Origin of the sequence: Methylogaea oryzae (assembly GCF_019669985.1) — a bacterium.
Classification (GTDB): domain Bacteria; phylum Pseudomonadota; class Gammaproteobacteria; order Methylococcales; family Methylococcaceae; genus Methylogaea; species Methylogaea oryzae.
The window spans coordinates 225001-243264 of record NZ_AP019782.1 but is presented as its reverse complement, the minus strand read 5'-3'; the positions used below and the strand labels follow the sequence as shown (position 1 = coordinate 243264).

At 64.3% G+C, this 18264-nt stretch carries 14 protein-coding genes and 2 rRNA genes (1 of these 16 only partly in view); 8 read left to right on the top strand and 8 right to left on the bottom strand.

Annotation, left to right across the window (positions count from 1 at the left end; all coding sequences use genetic code 11):
* Window positions 1-5 precede the first annotated feature (5 nt).
* The 4 genes from K5607_RS01120 to K5607_RS01105 all read left to right on the top strand — a co-directional run bounded on the left by K5607_RS01120 (window position 6) and on the right by K5607_RS01105 (window position 5486).
* Window positions 6-1730, top strand: a complete 1725-nt coding sequence (locus K5607_RS01120) for a uracil-xanthine permease family protein (protein ID WP_221047965.1) — start codon at window positions 6-8, stop codon at window positions 1728-1730.
* A gap of 70 nt (window positions 1731-1800) precedes the next feature.
* Entirely contained in the window at window positions 1801-2127 is a 327-nt protein-coding gene (locus K5607_RS01115) for an STAS domain-containing protein (RefSeq protein ID WP_054775003.1), read from the top strand.
* Complete coding sequence (locus K5607_RS01110; RefSeq protein WP_221047964.1) at window positions 2128-3447, top strand: ABC transporter substrate-binding protein; 1320 nt, start codon at window positions 2128-2130, stop codon at window positions 3445-3447.
* Window positions 3448-3467: 20 nt separating this feature from the next.
* Complete coding sequence (locus K5607_RS01105) at window positions 3468-5486, top strand: methyl-accepting chemotaxis protein (protein ID WP_246598924.1); 2019 nt, start codon at window positions 3468-3470, stop codon at window positions 5484-5486.
* On the opposite strand, the gene K5607_RS01100 is transcribed toward K5607_RS01105, so the two are convergent.
* Genes K5607_RS01100 through K5607_RS01085 form a run of 4 tightly spaced genes read right to left on the bottom strand, consistent with a single transcriptional unit; the run spans window position 5479 to window position 10209 of the window.
* A complete protein-coding gene (locus K5607_RS01100) occupies window positions 5479-6663 on the bottom strand; it encodes an MFS transporter (protein WP_221047963.1) in 1185 nt (394 codons plus the stop codon). The genes K5607_RS01105 and K5607_RS01100 overlap by 8 nt on opposite strands.
* Window positions 6660-8150 (bottom strand): ATP-binding protein, encoded by a 1491-nt coding sequence (locus tag K5607_RS01095; protein WP_221047962.1) that lies wholly within the window; start codon window positions 8148-8150, stop codon window positions 6660-6662. Before K5607_RS01095 ends, K5607_RS01100 begins: the two co-directional genes overlap by 4 nt.
* A complete protein-coding gene (locus K5607_RS01090) occupies window positions 8147-9763 on the bottom strand; it encodes a GMC family oxidoreductase (RefSeq protein WP_221047961.1) in 1617 nt (538 codons plus the stop codon). The genes K5607_RS01095 and K5607_RS01090 overlap by 4 nt, the downstream gene beginning before the upstream one ends.
* Window positions 9760-10209, bottom strand: a complete 450-nt coding sequence (locus K5607_RS01085; protein WP_221047960.1) for a sugar dehydrogenase complex small subunit — start codon at window positions 10207-10209, stop codon at window positions 9760-9762. The genes K5607_RS01090 and K5607_RS01085 overlap by 4 nt, the downstream gene beginning before the upstream one ends.
* A gap of 178 nt (window positions 10210-10387) precedes the next feature.
* Here K5607_RS01085 and waaC point away from each other — a divergent pair, with 178 nt between their 5' ends.
* Entirely contained in the window at window positions 10388-11386 is a 999-nt protein-coding gene (waaC, locus tag K5607_RS01080; RefSeq protein WP_221047959.1) for a lipopolysaccharide heptosyltransferase I, read from the top strand.
* Window positions 11387-11398: 12 nt separating this feature from the next.
* Here the strand turns inward: waaC and rpiA are convergent, their stop codons facing one another.
* Window positions 11399-12061, bottom strand: a complete 663-nt coding sequence (rpiA, locus tag K5607_RS01075; protein ID WP_221047958.1) for a ribose-5-phosphate isomerase RpiA — start codon at window positions 12059-12061, stop codon at window positions 11399-11401.
* 170 nt (window positions 12062-12231) lie between these two features.
* Between rpiA and ilvA the strand changes: the two genes are divergently transcribed.
* Window positions 12232-13767 (top strand): threonine ammonia-lyase, biosynthetic, encoded by a 1536-nt coding sequence (ilvA, locus tag K5607_RS01070; protein ID WP_054774040.1) that lies wholly within the window; start codon window positions 12232-12234, stop codon window positions 13765-13767.
* A 184-nt stretch (window positions 13768-13951) separates the two neighbouring features.
* Here ilvA and K5607_RS01065 read toward each other — a convergent pair whose 3' ends face one another.
* Window positions 13952-14467 carry a hypothetical protein gene (locus K5607_RS01065; RefSeq protein ID WP_221047957.1) on the bottom strand — a complete coding sequence of 172 codons (516 nt, stop codon included), beginning with the start codon at window positions 14465-14467 and terminating at the stop codon, window positions 13952-13954.
* A gap of 325 nt (window positions 14468-14792) precedes the next feature.
* Between K5607_RS01065 and K5607_RS01060 the strand changes: the two genes are divergently transcribed.
* Window positions 14793-15446: a DedA family protein gene (locus K5607_RS01060; RefSeq protein ID WP_221047956.1), complete on the top strand. Its 654-nt coding sequence runs from the start codon at window positions 14793-14795 to the stop codon at window positions 15444-15446.
* Window positions 15443-16738, top strand: a complete 1296-nt coding sequence (purD, locus tag K5607_RS01055) for a phosphoribosylamine--glycine ligase (RefSeq protein WP_221047955.1) — start codon at window positions 15443-15445, stop codon at window positions 16736-16738. Before K5607_RS01060 ends, purD begins: the two co-directional genes overlap by 4 nt.
* Before the next feature lie 120 nt (window positions 16739-16858).
* Here purD and rrf read toward each other — a convergent pair.
* Window positions 16859-16973 (bottom strand): 5S ribosomal RNA (gene rrf, locus K5607_RS01050).
* A 126-nt stretch (window positions 16974-17099) separates the two neighbouring features.
* Window positions 17100-18264, bottom strand: a 23S ribosomal RNA gene (locus K5607_RS01045); it runs 1728 nt beyond the window's last position.

Below are 18264 nucleotides of genomic sequence, written 5' to 3'. Positions count from 1 at the left end.
GCCCCATGCGCAAGCCCGACAATATCCTCTACTGGACGGGGGATAAGCCGCCGCGCCAGATCGCCCTCATCCTGGCCCTGCAGCAAATGTCTTTTCTCGGCGTCTACCTGGTGGTGTCGCCTTGGTTCGGACGCATCCTGCATTTCGCGCCGGAACAATCCCTGCAGCTGATCTCGGCCACCCTGCTGGGCTCCGGCATCGGCGTCATGCTGCAAGCCGGCGGCCGCTGGGGCATCGGCTCGGGCTATTTCATCCCCTTGCAGGTCACCTCCTCCACTTTCGCCGCCCTGACCCTGGCCAAATCGGTGGGCGGCCCCGGCGCCATGTTCGGCCTGGTGAGTGCGCTGGGCCTGGCGCAACTGGCTTTCTCCCGCCTGTTCGTGCGCCTGCGGGCGGTGTTCACCGTGGAAGTGGCCGGCACCGCCGTGCTGCTGATCGGCCTGGGCCTGGGCTACAGCGGCATCAAGCTGGTGCTGGAAACCGACTCGGCGCAAGTGCCCACCCTGCACAACACCCTGGTGTGCGCCCTGACCTTGGGCACCATGGTGGTGTGCAACGTATGGTTTTCCGGCTACTTGCGGCTGTTCTCGGCTTTCCTGGGACTGTGCGCCGGCTTCGCCGCCAGCTGGTGGCTGGACATCGTGCCGCCCGAGCACTGGGAGCTGCTGCAACAAACGCCCCTGCTGCACCTGCCGCGCCCCATGCACATCGGCTGGCACTTCGACGCGGGCCTCATCCTGCCGGCGGTCATTACCGGCCTATTCCTCGCCTTGCACGGCTTCGGCGCGGTGGTGGCGGCGCAGCGCTTCAACGACGCCGATTGGAAGCGGCCGGACCTGGACCAGGTGGAACGGGGCATCCGCGCCGAAGGCCTGACCAACCTCATTTGCTCCTTACTGAACGGCCTGCCCATTACCTCCAGCGGCGGCGCCGTGGGCCTGGCGGCGGCCACCGGCTGCACCAGCCGCCACGTGGCCTACTGGCTGGGCGGCGTCATGATAACCCTGGCCTTTCTACCCAAAGCCATCGTGTTCTGGGATATCCTGCCGCAGCCGGTGGCCGGCTCCGCCATGATCTTCCTGGCCTGCTTCACCAGCCTGGCGGGCCTGCAGATGATCGCCTCGCGCCTGCTGGACAGCCGCAAAATCCTGGCGGTGGGCATCGGCTTGATCCTGGGGGTGAGCTACGAGCCGCTGAAAACCTTGCTGGAAAACGCCCCGCCCGGCCTGTTGAAAACGGTGCTGTTCTCCGGCGTCGGCCTGGGCGTCACGGCGGCGGTGCTGCTGTCGGCCCTGTTCCGCTTTCGCGACCATACCCGCGAGCGCCGCCGGCTGGACGCCAGGCACAGCTCCTTCGACGAAGTGATGGCGTTTCTGGAACAACAGGGCAAAAGCTGGGGCGCGCGGGCCGAAGTGGTGCGGCGGGCGGAATACGCCACCTGGCAGGCCTTCGAAATCCTGGCGGAACACGGCCTGGTGGACAACGCCGACGGGGAAAAGAACTGGATCGAGATCGAAACCATCTTCAACGAGTTCACGTTCAGCGTGGTGCTCCACTACACCGGCAGCACCGTGTCCCTGTCCATGCACCCTCCCAGCCACGACGAACTGCTGGCGGACGACGGCGCCGTGTTGCAAATGGCGGGCTATTTGCTGCACCGGCTGGCGGACCAGGTGCGCAGCCGCAACCAGGACCGGCGCTGCGAGTTGCGCCTGATTTTCAATGATTGAGAAAGCGCCTCCCCAAGGGGACCGTAAGCCCGCATAATGGCGGCATCAGAACGCTAGAGGAAAACCGACCATGCTCAACACCTCCACCCACAAACAAGGCGACATCCTGGTCGTCACCTTGGACGGCCGCATCGACGCCAGCAGCGCCAAGCCGTTGGAAGAGCAATTCCTGCAATGGATCGACGGCGGCGAGCATCGCCTGGTGATCGATTTTTCCGGCGTCAACTACATCAGCAGCGCCGGCTTGCGGGTGTTCCTGCTGGTGGCGAAACGGATCGGCGCGGCGGAGGGCTCGGTGAAGCTTTGCGCCTTGAACCCCACCTTGCGCGAGGTGTTCGACATCAGCGGCTTCAGCCGCTTGTTCGACATCGCCGCCACGGTGCAGGAAACCCTGTAAATGGATCGGCGGGCCCGGCTCCTGGCGCTGGCGGGCCGGCACGCCCTGCGGCGCGTGACGCAGCATCCCTATATCGCGGGCGCCGCGCTGCTGCTGGCGGCCGGCGCGGCGGGATGGTCGCTGTGGAACTCGGCCCAACAGCCGCCCATCAAACTGGGCATCGTCCACGCCCTCAGCGGCCCCATGGACATCAGCGAAAAGCCCATGGTGGACGCGGAGCTGTTGGCCGTGGAGGAAATCAACGCCGGCGGCGGCGTGCTGGGACAGCCCTTGGAGCCGGTGGTGGCCGACGGCGCTTCCGATCCCGCCACTTACGCCCGCCAGGTCGAAAAACTCATCACCCGCGACCAGGTCAGCGCCGTGATCGGCTGCTGGACCTCGGCCTGCCGCAAAACCGTCAAGCCGGTGGTGGAACGGCACAACCACTTGTTTATCTATCCCATGGCCTTCGAGGGCCTGGAAACCTCCCGCAACATCATCTACACCGGCGCCGCCCCCAGCCAGCAGATCATTCCCGCCGTCAAGTGGAGCTTCGACAACCTGGGCAAACGCTACGTGCTGGTGGGCTCGGACTACGTATGGCCCCACTCGGTCAACGCCATCATCCGCGACCAGCTGCAAGCCCTGGGCGGCGAAGCGGTCGGCGAAGTCTACCTGCCTTTCGGCACCCAGGACGCCTCGGAGGCCGTCGAGAAAATCCGCGAACTCAAACCGGACGCCGTCTTCAGCAGCATCGCCGGCGACACCAACCTGGCCTTCTACCGGGGCCTGCGGGAAGCCGGCCTGACCGCCAAGACCACGCCGGTGGTGTCGTTTTCCGTCAGCGAGGTGGAACTGCAGAAACTGTCGGCCGCCGACATGGTCGGGCACTATTCCGCCTGGAGCTATTTCCAGAGCATTCCCCGGCCGGAAAACGAAGCCTTCGTCCGGCGCTTCCGCGCCCGCTACGGCCAGAACCGCGTCGTCAGCGACGTGATGGAAACCGCCTATTTCAGCGTTTTATTGTGGGCGCGGGCGGTGGAGCAAGCGGGCAGCCCGGACTTGAGCCTGGTCAGCGAAACCATCCTGGGGCAAAGCATCAACGCCCCGGAGGGCATCGTCACCGTCGACCCGGCCACCCGCCACACCTGGCGCTCCTTCAACATGGGCCTGATCCGGGCCGACGGCCGCATCGAGATCGTCTGGTCCGCCGAACACCCCATCCGCCCCGTGCCTTTCCCCCGCTCGCGCACCGTCAAGCAGTGGCAGGATTTCCTGCAGGGGCTTTATACGGCCTGGCAACAGAGCTGGACCAACAACACGTCCTCCCGCAAACGCTGAAACGGGAGAAGGATTAGCCCATGCCGGCCGGCAAATTACTCCGCAGATACCACAACGCCAGCCTGGCGCAACGCATCGTCTTCTGGTTCCTGCTGATGGTGCTGGTGCCGACCCTGCTGCTGGCTTTCATCACCGACCGGCTGTCCAGCGCCTCCCTGCGCGAGAAAATCGACGAGCAGCTGATCACCCTGGTCGAAGCCAAGGCCAACCGCCTGGAAACCTACGCTTACGAGCGCACCCGCGCCGCCAGCGTGCTGGGGCGCGTGCGGCGCATCGCCAACGCCGCCATCGCCCTGCAGAACGTGGGCAAGGACACCCTGGACAAAAGCGAGCTGGAAAACGACATCCGCACGGTGGCCTATTACTTCATGGAGAACCTGGGCTTCACCAACTTCATTCTGCTGGCGCCCCAGGGCGACGTGTTGTTCCAGACGCAGGACCAGCTCCCCCTGGGCGGCAACCTGCTCAGCGGGCCGCAGCGGGACAGCGAGCTGGCCCAAGTGGTCAAACGCGCCATGACCCTGCTGGAACCGGACATTTCCAACTTCGCCATGTACCCCGGCATGGAGCAGCCCCTGGGCTTCGTCGCCGGCCCCATCGTCAGCGAAGCGGGGCGCCTGGTGGGATTGCTGGTCTTGCAATTGAACACCCAGGAAGTGTTCGAAACCTTCAACGACTACACTGGCCTGGGCCGCACCGGCTTCACCGTGGCGGCCGCCCTGGACGGCGACGAGGTGCGCATCGTCGCCCCCCTGCGCCATCACCCGGACGCCGCCTTCAACCTCTCGGTGCGGCTGGGCGACCGCAACGGCGAAATCATCCAAAAAGCGGTGCTCGGCGAACAGGGCGTCGGCGAAATGCGCAATATCGACGGCGTTCCGGGCTTCGCCGCCTGGACCTACGCGCCTTCGTTCCGCTGGGGCATCGGCGTGCAGGTCGGCCTGGACGAAGCCATGGAACTCATCGCCCAGCAGCGCCACGCCATGCTGATCCTGCTGGCCTCCATCCTGATTCCCGCCGCCCTCATCGCCCTGTTCGTCGCCCGCTCCATTTCCCGCCCCATCACCCAGGCGGTACACGCGGCGGAACAGGTGGCGGCAGGCGATTTGAGCATCCGCCTGGACAGCCACGGCGACGACGAAACCGGCAAGCTGTTGCAGGCCTTGGGACGCATGGTGGACTACCTCAACTCCCTGGTGGGCCAAGTGCAGCGCTCCACCATCGAGCTGATCTCCATCACCAACACCCTGGCCGCCATGACCCGCGCCCAAGGCGACGAAGCCACTAGCCTGGGCGCCACCACCAGCGAAATCGCCGCCGCCGCCAAGGAGATCTCCGCCACCTCGGAAGAATTGGTCAACACCATGACCGACGCCACCGAAGGGGCCGCCACCACCACGGTGCTGGCCACCAACGGCCAGGTGGGCTTGAACGAAATGGAACAGGCCATGCGCCACTTGGCCGAGGCCACCCACTCCATCTCCGGCAAGCTGGGCGCCATCAGCGACAAGGCCAACAACATCAACAGCGTCACCACCACCATCGCCAAAATCGCCGACCAGACCAACCTGCTGTCGCTGAACGCCTCCATCGAAGCGGAAAAGGCCGGCGAATACGGCCTGGGCTTCGCCGTGCTGGCGCGGGAAATCCGCCGTCTGGCCGATCAGACCGCCGTGGCCACCCTGGACATCGAGCAGATGGTGAAGGAAATGCAGGGCGCGGTGGCGGGCGGCGTCATGGAAATGGACAAATTCTCGGAACAGATGCGCGCCGGCGTGGCGGAGACCAACCGCATCAGCCGCCAGTTCGTGGAAATCATCGACCAGGTGCAGGATCTGACGCCGCGCTTCGAGGCGGTGCACGAAGGCATGCGCTCCCAATCGGCCGGCGCGCGGCAAATCAGCGATGCCATGGTGTCCCTGGCCGACAGCGCCCGCGCCTCCATCCACGCCCTGGAAGAAACCAACGGCGCCACCCAACGGCTGGAAGCCGCCATCGGCGACCTGCGCCGGGAAATCTCGATCTTCAAGCTCAGCTGACGCTTTTCAGCCGGCCCGCGCCGGCCAAGGCGGCCAGCCCCGTCAGCAGCAGCGCGCAGGCCAGCGGCCACTCGCTGCCCGGATCCATGGCGCCGACGACCGCCGAACCCGCCGCGCTGGCGCCGATTTGCAGGAATCCCAGCAGCGACGAAGCGGCGCCGGCGCGATCCCCCGCATCGGCCAGGGCATGGGCGGTGGCGAGGGGCAAGATCCAACCGAACGCCACCCCGTACAGGGCCAACCCGCCCATCGCCGCCCAAACGCAACCGGCCGACGACAACGCGCAGTCCACCCAGATCAAACCGGCCAACAAGGACAACTCCGCCGCCAACCGGACGACGACGGGGTCCCCCAAGCGGCGCTTCAGCCGGGCCGCGGTCAGGCTACCGACGGCAGTGGCCAGCGCGACGCCGGCGAAACTGTAGCCGAAGTCGATGCTGGACAGGCCGTAGCGCTCCATGAAAACCAACGGCGTGCCGACGTAGACGGCGCCGAATACGAAAAAGTACAAGATCAAGCCGCCGGCGCCGGCGCGAAAGCTGGCGGCGGCCAGCACGGCGCGAAACGCGGCGAACGGCAATAGCCCCGGCCGCCGGCCGGCGGGCACCGCGCGCGTTTCCTCCAACAGCAACAGGCCCAGCCCGCACCAGGCCAGGCCGGCGGCACCCAAGCCGTAGAAGCCGTAGCGCCAATCGGCGTGGGCGGCCACGTAGCCGCCGATGATCGGCCCCAGCACCGAAGACACGACCATCAACAGGCTCAATAGCCCGAGCAGCCGGGTCAGGGGGACGCCGTTCAGCCGGTCGCGCGCCATGGCGCGGGCGATCACCGGCGTGCCCGCCGCTCCGGCGGCCTGGGCCGCCCGCGCCAGCAGCAGCGCCGTGAAGGTCGCGGCGGCGGCCACTGCGACGCTCGCCAGCGCCAGCAGCAGCAACCCGGCCAACAAGGGCAAACGGCGACCGTAACGGTCCGACAGGGGGCCGGCCACCAGGCTGCCCACGGCGAACAACGTGAAATAAACGGTGATGGCGAGGCCGGACTGCGGAAACGGTACGTGAAAATCCTCGGCCAGCCTGGGCAGGGCCGGCAGCAGCAGGCTGTTGCCCAGCTGGCCCAAGGCGATGGCGGCGCCGTTCCAAGCCAGCCAAGCGCCGTCCTCCGGCCCGCGCGGCTTCATGACTCGTTAGGGTCCAGCCGCTGCACGTAATCCAGCATGGCCCGCCCTTCGCGGCCGGCGATGCGGATTTTGTCGTAGTCGATCACGTGGCCATTGAGCCAATGCAGCAACAGCGCGTCGCCCTGCAAAGTGCCCCCGGGAAGCATGCCGGTGACGAACCAACCCAGGCCCTCCAGCGTTCGCACCGCCCACGGGGCGGCGGGGTCGGCGAGGTTGAGGAACAGCTGCCCCACTTGGATTTTGGCGCGCTTGAAGCGGCGCATGGCGGCGCGGACATCGTCGCCGAACTGGGCGCCGGCGTGCAGCACGACGATACGGCCGCTGCCAATGTCGCTACGCACCGTGACCGACATTTCGCTATCGCTCCCGGCGGGCTCGCCGCCGGCCGCCGCCACGAACGGCAGGCCGATGCGCCGCATGATGCCGGTCAGGAATTCGGCATGGCGCCCGGGCAAATACAGCGTCGGCGTCGGCCGCTCCGCGCCTTTCATCACCATGTACAAAATGCTGCCGCGCTCGCCGGCCTTGTTGGTTTTGATCTTGTCGAAAACCACCTCGGCCGGCTGCGCGGCCAGCATCAGCCCGCTTTCCACCCAGCCGGCGCGCCGGGCGGCTTTTTGCGATGCCACGTGGGCGGTCACCGCCCCGGCGAAGGCCAGCATGAAGCCGCCAGCGGCGATTTCCCGCAAGACCAGCTCATTCAATCGGTCGAACACGCCCTGCCCCCGGTAAGCGGGCGAGGCGACGCCCGCTCCCACTTCGCAGATGGCCGGCCGCTCCTCGTGCAGGATGAGGGCGTTATGGGCGATCACCGCACCGTCCGGCAGCACGGCCACATAGGAACGCAGCTTGCCGGCCTCGTTCATGGAAGCGATGTAGTCGGGACGGTAAATCTGGTCGTTGATGTAGCTGTAGCGGTAGGCCTCGTACAGCAGCCGCACCACTTGGATGGCTTCGTCCGAACGCATGGCGCGGAATGTCGCCCCTTCGGCCGACTTGGGCTCCGCCTCCGTAGGCTTGGCCGTTTCCGGCGCCTGCGGCAGGGCAAGGCCGGCGGGCGCCCGCTTGAACAGTCGCAGTTCCTTGCCTTGCGCTCCCAACTGGTCGTACTGCTGGCGATCGGTCATTTCATGGATCAACAGCCATCCCAAGCCGCCGGCCGCCTGCTGTTCCTCGGCCGGATCGAAGGCGGCGATTTGGGCCGGATCGAAAGGGATGCCGCGATCGTGGATACGCAGTTCCATGCCGTCCGATTGATAATGGCATTCCAGGTCGAAGCTGGCCCGATCCGTCGGGGCATAGGCGTGCTGGATCACGTTAGCCGCCGCTTCTTCCGTCACCATTTCCCACTGGGTCAGGGCCGACTCGTCATAGGCGTAGCGGCTGGCGGCGGCGCGCACGAAGGCGGTGGCCACCGGCAACACGGCCAGGTCGTTGGGCAGGGTCAGGCGCAGCCGATTCCGCGGCCAGTCTAGGGCGTCGGTCATGAGCTCAGTTTTTCCTTCAACGTTTCGGCCAGGCGCAAAGCCATCGCCGCGATGGTCAAAGTCGGCGGCGACACGCCCACCGTGGGGAAGGTGGCCGCGCCCAGCAGGTAAAGATTGTCGTGGTTGTGGCAGCGCAAGTCGGCATCCACCACCGAGCTGGCGGGATCGTCGCCCATGCGCGCCGTGCCGGCGATGATGGACGTGTTCACCACGCCCTGCACTTCCGCCACCTCGGTGGCCCCCATGGCCTCCACCACTCGGCGCAGCCGCGCTTGCGAGCGGCGCAGGCCTTCCCGCGTGTAGTCGTCGATGCTCAAGCTGATGGTCGGGCGCGGCAGCCCCAGCGCGTCCCGCCGGTCGAAATCCAACGTCACGCGGTTGTTGGGGTTGGGCAACATTTCCGCCGAGCCGCCGATGGCCATTTCGCGGGACACCCGCTCCCGCAGGGCCTGGGCCAGCGCATCGCCGCGCAGCCCTTGCAAGGCCAGGGCGCTGGCCCGGTGAACCGGCCCGTTGTGGCCGTCGAAGCCGCTGTTGCTTAGGCCGGAGCCGACGGCGGCGAATTCCCGCCGCGTCGGGCCGTCGCGGAACTCCTTGAAGCCGCCGGTTTCGATAGGGCCGCGGCGGGGATAAAGCGGCTCCCGCGCCAAGGCGAAGAAGCCCGATTGCACATGCCCCATCAAATTTCGGCCGACCTGGTCGCTGCTGTTGGCCACGCCGTTGGGCGCCAGCTCGCTGCGCGACATCAGCAGCAATTTCGGCGTCTCGACGGCGTGGGCGGCCACGACGTAGAGGCTGCCGACAGCTTCGCCCCGGCTGCCGTCCGGACGCAAAAACTCCAACCGCCGGACGCGCCGCTCGCCGTCCAAGACCACCCGGTCCACCACGGCGTTGACTTCCACCCGGGCGCCGCCGGCCTCGGCGCGAGCCAGATGCACGGTGGCGTCGTATTTGGCCTGGATCGGGCAGATCGGCTGGCAGGTGCCGTTGCCGCAGCACGGCGGACGGTCATCGTAGAACACCGAATTGCGCGCCTGGGGATGGCTGCCCAGGGTCAGCCCGAACGGCTGGGCCGCCGCCGCGATTTGCCGGTCGGAATAAGTCAGCGGAATTTCCGGCAAGGGGAAATCGCTGGAGCGTTCCGGCCCGTTGGAACCGCCGCGGTCGCCGGCCACGCCCAGCTCCCGCTCCGCCCGCTCGTACCAAGGCGACAGGACGTCGGCCTCGAACGGCCAGTCCAAACCCACGCCGTAAGCGCTGCGCATGCGAAAGTCGTTGGGATACATGCGCGTCGCGGTGCCGCCGAAATGCCAAGTGGTGCCGCCCGCCACGCGCATATAAATTCCGCGAAACTTGGCCGGCCCTTTCTGCACGTAATAATCGTCCAATCGGGTTTCGTCGGGATAAGGCGCGTGGGCGGTGTTCTCGTAGGGGGACACCGACGATTTGGAACGGGAGTCGGCGAAGCGCCGCAGCGCCTCGTTGCGGTCGACGCGGGGCCCCGCTTCCAGCAGCAATACCTGGACGCCTTGGGCCACCAAGGTCGCGGCCAGCACCGAGCCGGCCACGCCGGAGCCGACGATCACCACGTCGGCGCGTAATGGATCGCTCATTGCGGCGCCTCCGCCCAATACCCGAAAGCTCCGCCGCAATAACCGGCGGGCTTGAGGAACGGCAGGGCTTTCCACGCCAGCGCGCCGGGATAGGAAATCAGCGTGTTGCCGACAAAGCCGCCGTGCCAGGCCGCCACGATGGCGTTGGCCGCGGCGTCAAGTCCGCGCTCGTGGATGGCGGCGGCCAGCCTGGCGCCGGAATAGCGCGCTGCCAGCGCCACCACCCGCGTCACGTCGTCGGCCAGGGGCGTTTGACTCAGGGCTTGGGCGATGGCCGCCGCCATTTTCGCGTCGGTGGCGTCGGGCCCGGCCAAGGCGGTGGAAGCCGCCGCGAAAGACGGCGCGCTGCGAGCGAACGCATCGAGGCTGGGCAAGGCCAGCAAAGCGGCGCTGGCGACCAAAAACCGGCGACGGCCGGCGGAGTCGATTTCGGGAACATGGGACATGGCGAAGCGAGCCTATTGTTTTCGTTGGTGGGGACCCGGCGGGGCATTATGTATAAATTGCCGGGTGGGGCTCAACCGTCGCGCGGCGTTAAGGCGGCCTCGGCCGGGAAACCGGCTAAAATAGCCGCAGCCGCTTCGCGGCCGTTCCCTCCGCTGATTCGCTGACTTCGAGACTACCGTGCGCGTCCTCATCGTTAAAACCTCGTCCCTGGGCGATTTGATCCACACGCTGCCCGCCGTAACCGACGCCGCCAAGGCCTTGCCGGGCATCCGTTTCGATTGGGTGGCGGAGGAGGCCTTTGCCGAGATTCCCGGTTGGCATCCGGCGGTGGACGACACCATTCCCATCGCCTTGCGCCGCTGGCGCAAAAATTGGCGGCAAACGCCCGCCGGCGCTGAATTGGCGGCATTTCGGCGGCGGCTGCGCGCGCGGGAATACGACCTGATTATCGACGCCCAGGGACTGCTGCTGAAAAGCGCGCTGCCGGCCCGCCTGGCCCGCGGCCCTAGCCACGGACTGGCGTGGGCATCGGCGCGGGAGCCGCTGGCGTCGCTGTTGTATCGGCACCGTCATCCGGTGCCCAAAGGCCAACACGCCATCGAAAGGGTGCGGCAACTGTTCGCCGCGGCGCTGGGTTACGTTTACGACCCCGCCGTACTGGATTACGGCCTGGATCGGCTCCGCTTCGCCGCGCCGGTGGCGGACAAGGATTACCTGGTGTTTTTGCACGGCACGTCCTGGCCCAGCAAGCGCTTGCCGACCGAACAGTGGATCGCCTTGGGACGCTTGGCGGCGGAACACGGACGCCGGGTGTACCTGCCCTGGGGCAGCGACGAAGAGAAAAAGGTGGCGGAAGCCATCGCGGCGGCCTGTTCCAACAGCCGCGTATTGCCCCGCCTAAACCTGACGCAGCTGGCCGGCCTGCTGGCGCAGTCGCACGGCGTCATCGGCGTGGATACGGGCCTGGCTCATTTGGGAGCGGCCCTGGGCGTGCCGGGCGTGGCCTTGTATACCGCCACATTCCCGGCGTTGACCGGCGCACGGGGCGTGCGCCAAAGCTGCATCGCGCTGGACGCCGGCGAAGAGCCGCCGTCCAGGGACACGCCGCATTTGCGGATACGGCGCTTGCCCGCGTTCGCGGCGGACGAAATCTGGCGCGCCGTGGCGGCGGGCTGAACCCGCGCCGCCTTAGCGCTTTTCCAGTTTGCGCACGCCGTTGGGGCCGCCCAGCAACACGACGTCGGCCGGACGCCAAGCGAACAAGCCGTTGGTGATCACACCGGGGATGTTGTTGATGGTCTGCTCCATTTCTTTGGGATTGAGAATGGTCAGATTGTGCACGTCGAGGATCACGTTGCCGTTGTCGGTGACGACGTTTTCGCGCCACACCGGCTGGCCGCCCAGCTTGACCAGTTCCCGCGCCACGTAGCTGCGCGACATGGGGATGACTTCCACCGGCAGGGGGAACTTGCCCAACACGTCGACCGCCTTGCTTTCGTCCGCGATGCAGATGAACTGACGGCTGGCCGCGCCGATGATTTTTTCACGGGTCAACGCGCCGCCGCCGCCTTTGAGCATCTGGAAGTGGGGATTCACTTCGTCGGCGCCGTCGATGTATACCTCCAGCGGGCCGGTATCGTTCAAATCCAGCACGGGAATGCCGACTTTCTTCAGGCGCTCGGTGGTCATGACCGAACTGGAAACGGCGCCTTCGATATCGCCTTTCACGTCGGCGAGGAAGTCGATCAAATGGTTTACCGTGGAGCCGGTGCCGATGCCGAGGACGGCGTGGCCTTTGGTATACTCAAGCGCGGCTTGCGCCACGAGTTTTTTCATTTCATCGGGGGTCATGGTCGTCTCACGGAGTTGTCGGTTAAAGAACTGAAAATCATAGCTTCCGGCCCGCTCTTTGTCATGTGGGCGAGCTGGTTGCGCCAGCCTTCGCTTTATGCCGAAGTCCGGCTTCCCTCGGCACCGGCCGGGACCGCCCCGCCGCCAGCAAACAAACATTACCGGCCCCTATGCACAAATACGTCGAAAAAATCCTGCGTGCCCGCGTTTACGATGTGGCGCGGGAAACGCCGCTGGATCGCGCGCGCCAGCTCTCCTTGCGCCTCGGCAACGAGGTCTACCTCAAGCGGGAAGATTTGCAGCCGGTCTTTTCCTTCAAGCTGCGCGGCGCTTACAACAAAATCGCCCAACTGGACGAAGCGGCGCGCCGACGCGGCGTGATCGCGGCCTCGGCCGGGAACCACGCCCAGGGTGTGGCCCTGTCGGCACAGAGGCTGGGCATCAAAGCCGTCATCGTCATGCCCTGCACCACGCCGGATATCAAAGTGAACGCGGTGCGAGGCTTCGGCGGAGAGAAAGTCGAGGTGGTACTGCACGGCGACTCCTACGACGATGCCTGCGAACATGCCAAGGGCCTGGCGGCGGACACCGGCATGGCGTTTGTCCACCCATACGACGACGCCGACGTGATCGCCGGCCAGGGCACCATCGCCATGGAGGTGCTGCGCCAGTGCGGGGGCGATATCCACGCCATTTTTGTGCCGGTCGGCGGCGGCGGCTTGATAGCGGGCATCGCCGCCTACGTGAAATTCGTGCGCCCGGAAATCCGCATTATCGGCGTGGAACCGGAGGACTCGGACTGCATGGCGCGGGCGCTGCACGCCAAGCGCCGCGTAACGCTCAAGCAGGTGGGCCTGTTCGCCGACGGCGTTGCGGTAAAGCAGGCGGGCGACGAGCCGTTCCGCGTCGCGCTGCAGTGCGTGGACGACATGGTGACGGTGAGCACCGACGAAATTTGCGCCGCCATCAAAGACATCTTCGACGATACCCGCTCCATCGCCGAACCCGCGGGCGCCTTGGGCGTGGCGGGCCTCAAGAAATACGCGGCGCGGCATAAACTCCAGGGCAAGCACCTCATCGCCATCGACAGCGGCGCCAATATGAACTTCGACCGCCTGCGCCACGTGGCCGAGCGCAGTCAAGTCGGAGAGAACAAGGAAATGTTGTTGGCGGTCACCATCCCAGAGCGACCCGGCAGCTTCCTCAAATTCTGCCAATTGCTGGGCCGACGCAGCATCACCGAATTCAACTATCGCTATTTCGATCCTCGGCAAGCGCGGGTATTCGTCGGCGTGGAGCTGCGCAACGGCGAAAACGACAGGGACGAGCTGTCCAAGCTGTTGCGCGTCGAAGGCTTCGAACTCACCGACTTAACGGGCAACGAACTGGCCAAGGAACACGTGCGCTACATGGTGGGCGGCCATGCCCCCCGCTTACTGGATGAAATGGTGTACAGCTTCGAGTTTCCCGAACGGCCGGGCGCGTTGCTGGAGTTCCTCAACGCCATGCAAGGGCGCTGGAACATCAGCCTGTTCCATTACCGCAATCACGGCGCCGCCTACGGCCGGGTGCTCATGGGAGTGCAAGTGGCGCAAGGCGAGCGCAAAACGTTCAAGGCGTTTATCGAACAATGCGGTTTCGCCTATCACGATGAGACGAAAAACCCGGCGTATCGCCTGTTTGCCGGAGGCAGCGAAACGGTCTAACAGGTTGGTGGCCGCGGTCCCGCGGCGGAAGGCTTGTGGCTTACTGAACCGCAGGCGAAAAACAAACGCCCCTGGCTACGGGAATAGCCAGGGGCGTTTGTTTTTGCTTTCCCCCTCCGGCACCGCCGCGCCCCCCCTTAAGGGAAGACGCGCGACGGTCTCGTCGGAGCGAAGGCGGGTGCGCTTAACCGCGGTTTTGCAGGTAGCGAGCAACGCCGGTCAAAGCGGCCGACGCTACGCTGGCGCCGGATTCTTCGCGCGCCTTCAAATAACGGGCAACGCCGGTGGCCGCTTCTACTGCACCGCCGGTTTGCGCCAAATAACGAGCCACGCCGGTGAGTTCGGAAGAACCGGCTTGCGCAACCGGAGCGCTGTAAGCGGGCGCTTCGGCGGAACGGGAGCGCTTGCTGCTCCAGAATATCAAGCCGCCCAGACCGACGATCACCAGCCCCAGCCAGTAATTTTGGGACATGGCGTCACTGCCCTGGCTTGCGGTCTTTTCCGCTACGGCGGAGGAAACTTCCTGCTTGGAGGCGGATTGCTGAGAGGATGCGGAGGACGCAGCCAGCGGAACGTGCTTATGGCTGGCGATGTAGTCGGCGTCTTGATACAGGACTTCCGGCTTGAAATCCTCTTGATTGTTGGTGGCAGCACCCGCCATGGAACTGGCCAGCAACAGCGCCGCAAATGAAGCTCTCATCAAATTATTCTGTTTCACGTCGTTCCCCTTCTGATTCGTAACTAGCGGATGAAGCCCCGGCCCACGGTCGGGCTGGGTGTGGGCTAAAGGCCTTTCCGGATTATAAGGGCTCGCCCCATCAAATGGAATATCCGACGCCAACGGGCGCCGGCGCTCGAATCCTGGGGCGTTCCGGTGAAAACGGCGCCCCTAGCACAGGAAGGCGCCGCATGCCCGTAGCGGGGGAGCCAGCAAACTAGTCGTTCATTTTGCGGGGCTTTGACGGGATAATAAAGGAATACCGCCTCAGGGCACGCATACTCGATATAAGTGGAGCGACTTTAATTTGGATACCATTACCACCCTCGCGAACATCGTGCTCCATCTGGATCACTATCTGACCGACATTGTCCAAGGTTATGGAACCTGGACGCTGGCGATCTTGTTCGCCATTGTATTCCTCGAAACCGGCGTGGTCGTGACGCCGTTTCTCCCCGGTGACTCATTACTGTTCGCCGCCGGTACGCTGGCAGGATTCGGTGCGCTGGATATTTGGGCGTTGGCGGGCGTATTGGCTAGCGCGGCCGTGACCGGAGATGCGCTGAATTATTGGATCGGGTCGAAAATCGGCCCCCATGCGTTTTCCGGCCGCTTTCGCTGGTTAAACCAGGAACATCTGCAACGCACTCACGATTTTTATGAAAAATACGGCGGCAAGGCCGTGGTGCTCGCGCGCTTCGTGCCCATCGTCCGTACCTTCGCCCCTTTTGTCGCGGGCATCGGCAGCATGAGCTACCGTCGTTTCGCATTTTTCAACATTTTCGGCGCGCTGCTGTGGTGCGTCGTGCTGCTCGGCGGCGGTTATTTCTTTGGCAACTTGCCTGCCGTTCGCGATCATTTCTCCTTAGTCGTCATTGGTATCATCATCGTGTCATTACTTCCTGTTGGTTATGAATTGCTCCGCGGTTGGCGCGCTAGCCGCGCGAAGGCGGCAGTATGAAGGTATTAGTCGTCGGCGGCGGCGGCCGCGAACACGCGCTGGCGTGGAAAGCCGCACAATCCCCAAAAGTTAGCCGAGTCTACGTCGCGCCGGGCAATGCCGGCACGGCGCTGGAACCCAAGCTGCAGAATGTCGCCATCCCGGCCGACGCTGTCGCGGAATTGCTGCGCTTCGCCCAAGACGAGGGAGTGGACTTGACCATCGTCGGCCCTGAGGCGCCGTTGGTCAAGGGCATCGTCGACGCCTTTCGCGCGGCGGGACAGCGCTGTTTCGGCCCCACCAAGCTGGCTGCTCAATTGGAAGGCTCCAAGGCCTTTTGCAAGGACTTTTTCGCCCGTCACCACATCCCAACGGCGGAATACCAAACCTTTACCGCCATCGACGAGGCGAAAGCCTACGTCAAAGCCAAGGGCACGCCCATCGTGATCAAGGCGGACGGCTTGGCGGCCGGTAAAGGCGTGGTCATCGCTCAAGCCGAACATGAGGCGTTTGCCGCGATCGACGATATGTTGTCCGGCAACGCCTTTGGCGATGCCGGACATCGCGTCGTTATCGAGGAATTTTTACTCGGCGAGGAAGCGAGCTTTATCGTGATGGCGGACGGGATACACGCGCTCCCAATGGCCACATCCCAAGACCATAAAGCGCGGGACGACGGCGATTTGGGTCCCAATACGGGGGGAATGGGGGCTTACTCCCCCGCCCCGGTTGTCACCCAGGCCATCCACGACCGCGTCATGGCCGAGGTCATCGAGCCGACCCTGCGGGGCATGGCGGCAGAAGGAGTTCCCTACACCGGATTCCTGTACGCCGGATTGATGATAGGTCCGGACGGCGCGCCCAAGGTATTGGAATTCAACTGCCGTTTCGGCGATCCCGAAACCCAGCCCATCATGATGCGACTGCGGAGCGACTTGGTGGAATTGTGCTCGGCCGCCATAGACCAGCGATTGAACGAAGTGAGCGCGGAATGGGACGCCCGGCCTGCCTTGGGCGTGGTATTGGCGGCGGAAGGATATCCCTACGATTATCCGAAAGGCGACGCCATCAAGGGCCTACAACATCCCGCTTTAGCCGCCGCGGACTTAAAGGTGTTTCACGCGGGCACCAGCACGGTTGAGAGCGATGTACTCACCGCCGGCGGACGCGTCTTGTGCGTAAGCGCCATGGGAGATTCCGTGGCGGAAGCCCAACGCCGAGCCTACGCCGCGATTGAACATATTCAATGGCCGCACCGGTACTTCCGCAAGGACATCGGCTGGCGCGCGGTAAGGCGGGAACAGGCGGTCTGAGGGGCTGGCCCGTCGGAGTTTTTGGGCTCCGGCGGGTTACGCGGGGGAGTGCGGCGATGCCGGGTTGAACGCGGCGCATAAAAAAACCCGACCTTGAGGGGTCGGGTTTAGGGTTTAAGAGCCTGGCGGTGTCCTACTTTCACATGGATTTAACCACACTATCATCGGCGCTAAGCGGTTTCACTTCCGAGGTCGGGATGGGATCGGGTGGTTCCCGCTTGCTATGGCCACCAGGCAAAAGGGTTTAGGCCTTTAGCCTGAATTCTTTGGAAAGCCACCGGCTTGGCCGGACTATTTAGGGCTTCCAATTCTGGAAAGTTGTACGTTGTTCGCGACATGTCCCAAACGCATTGGGTGTTATATGGTCAAGCCTCACGGGCAATTAGTACACGTTAGCTGCATGCATTACTGCACTTCCACATCGTGCCTATCAACGTCGTGGTCTTCGACGGCCCTTCAGGGGGGTCAAGCCCCCAGGGAGATCTCATCTTGGGAGGGGCTTCCCGCTTAGATGCTTTCAGCGGTTATCCCGTCCGAACTTAGCTACCCGGCAGTGCCACTGGCGTGACAACCGGAACACCAGAGGTTCGTCCACTCCGGTCCTCTCGTACTAGGAGCAGCTTCCCTCAAATCTCCAACGCCCACGGCAGATAGGGACCGAACTGTCTCACGACGTTCTGAACCCAGCTCGCGTACCACTTTAAATGGCGAACAGCCATACCCTTGGGACCGGCTACAGCCCCAGGATGTGATGAGCCGACATCGAGGTGCCAAACACCGCCGTCGATATGAACTCTTGGGCGGTATCAGCCTGTTATCCCCGGAGTACCTTTTATCCGTTGAGCGATGGCCCTTCCATACAGAACCACCGGATCACTAAGACCTACTTTCGTACCTGCTCGTCGTGTCTGACTCGCAGTCAAGCGTGCTTTTGCCTTTACACTCATTGCATGATTTCCGACCATGCTGAGCACACCTTCGTGCTCCTCCGTTACTCTTTGGGAGGAGACCGCCCCAGTCAAACTACCCACCATGCACTGTCCCCAACCCGGATTACGGGTCTAGGTTAGAACTTCAAATAGGCCAGGGTGGTATTTCAAGGTTGGCTCCACGCAAACTGGCGTTCACGCTTCAAAGCCTCCCACCTATCCTACACAGGCCGATTCAAAGTCCAGTGCAAAGCTATAGTAAAGGTTCACGGGGTCTTTCCGTCTTGCCGCGGGTACACTGCATCTTCACAGCGATTTCAATTTCACTGAGTCTCGGGTGGAGACAGCGCCGCCATCGTTACGCCATTCGTGCAGGTCGGAACTTACCCGACAAGGAATTTCGCTACCTTAGGACCGTTATAGTTACGGCCGCCGTTTACCGGGGCTTCGATCAAGAGCTTCGCCTTGCGGCTGACCCCATCAATTAACCTTCCGGCACCGGGCAGGCGTCACACCCTATACGTCCACTTTCGTGTTTGCAGAGTGCTGTGTTTTTGTTAAACAGTCGCAGCGGCCTGGTCACTGCAACCCTCTTCC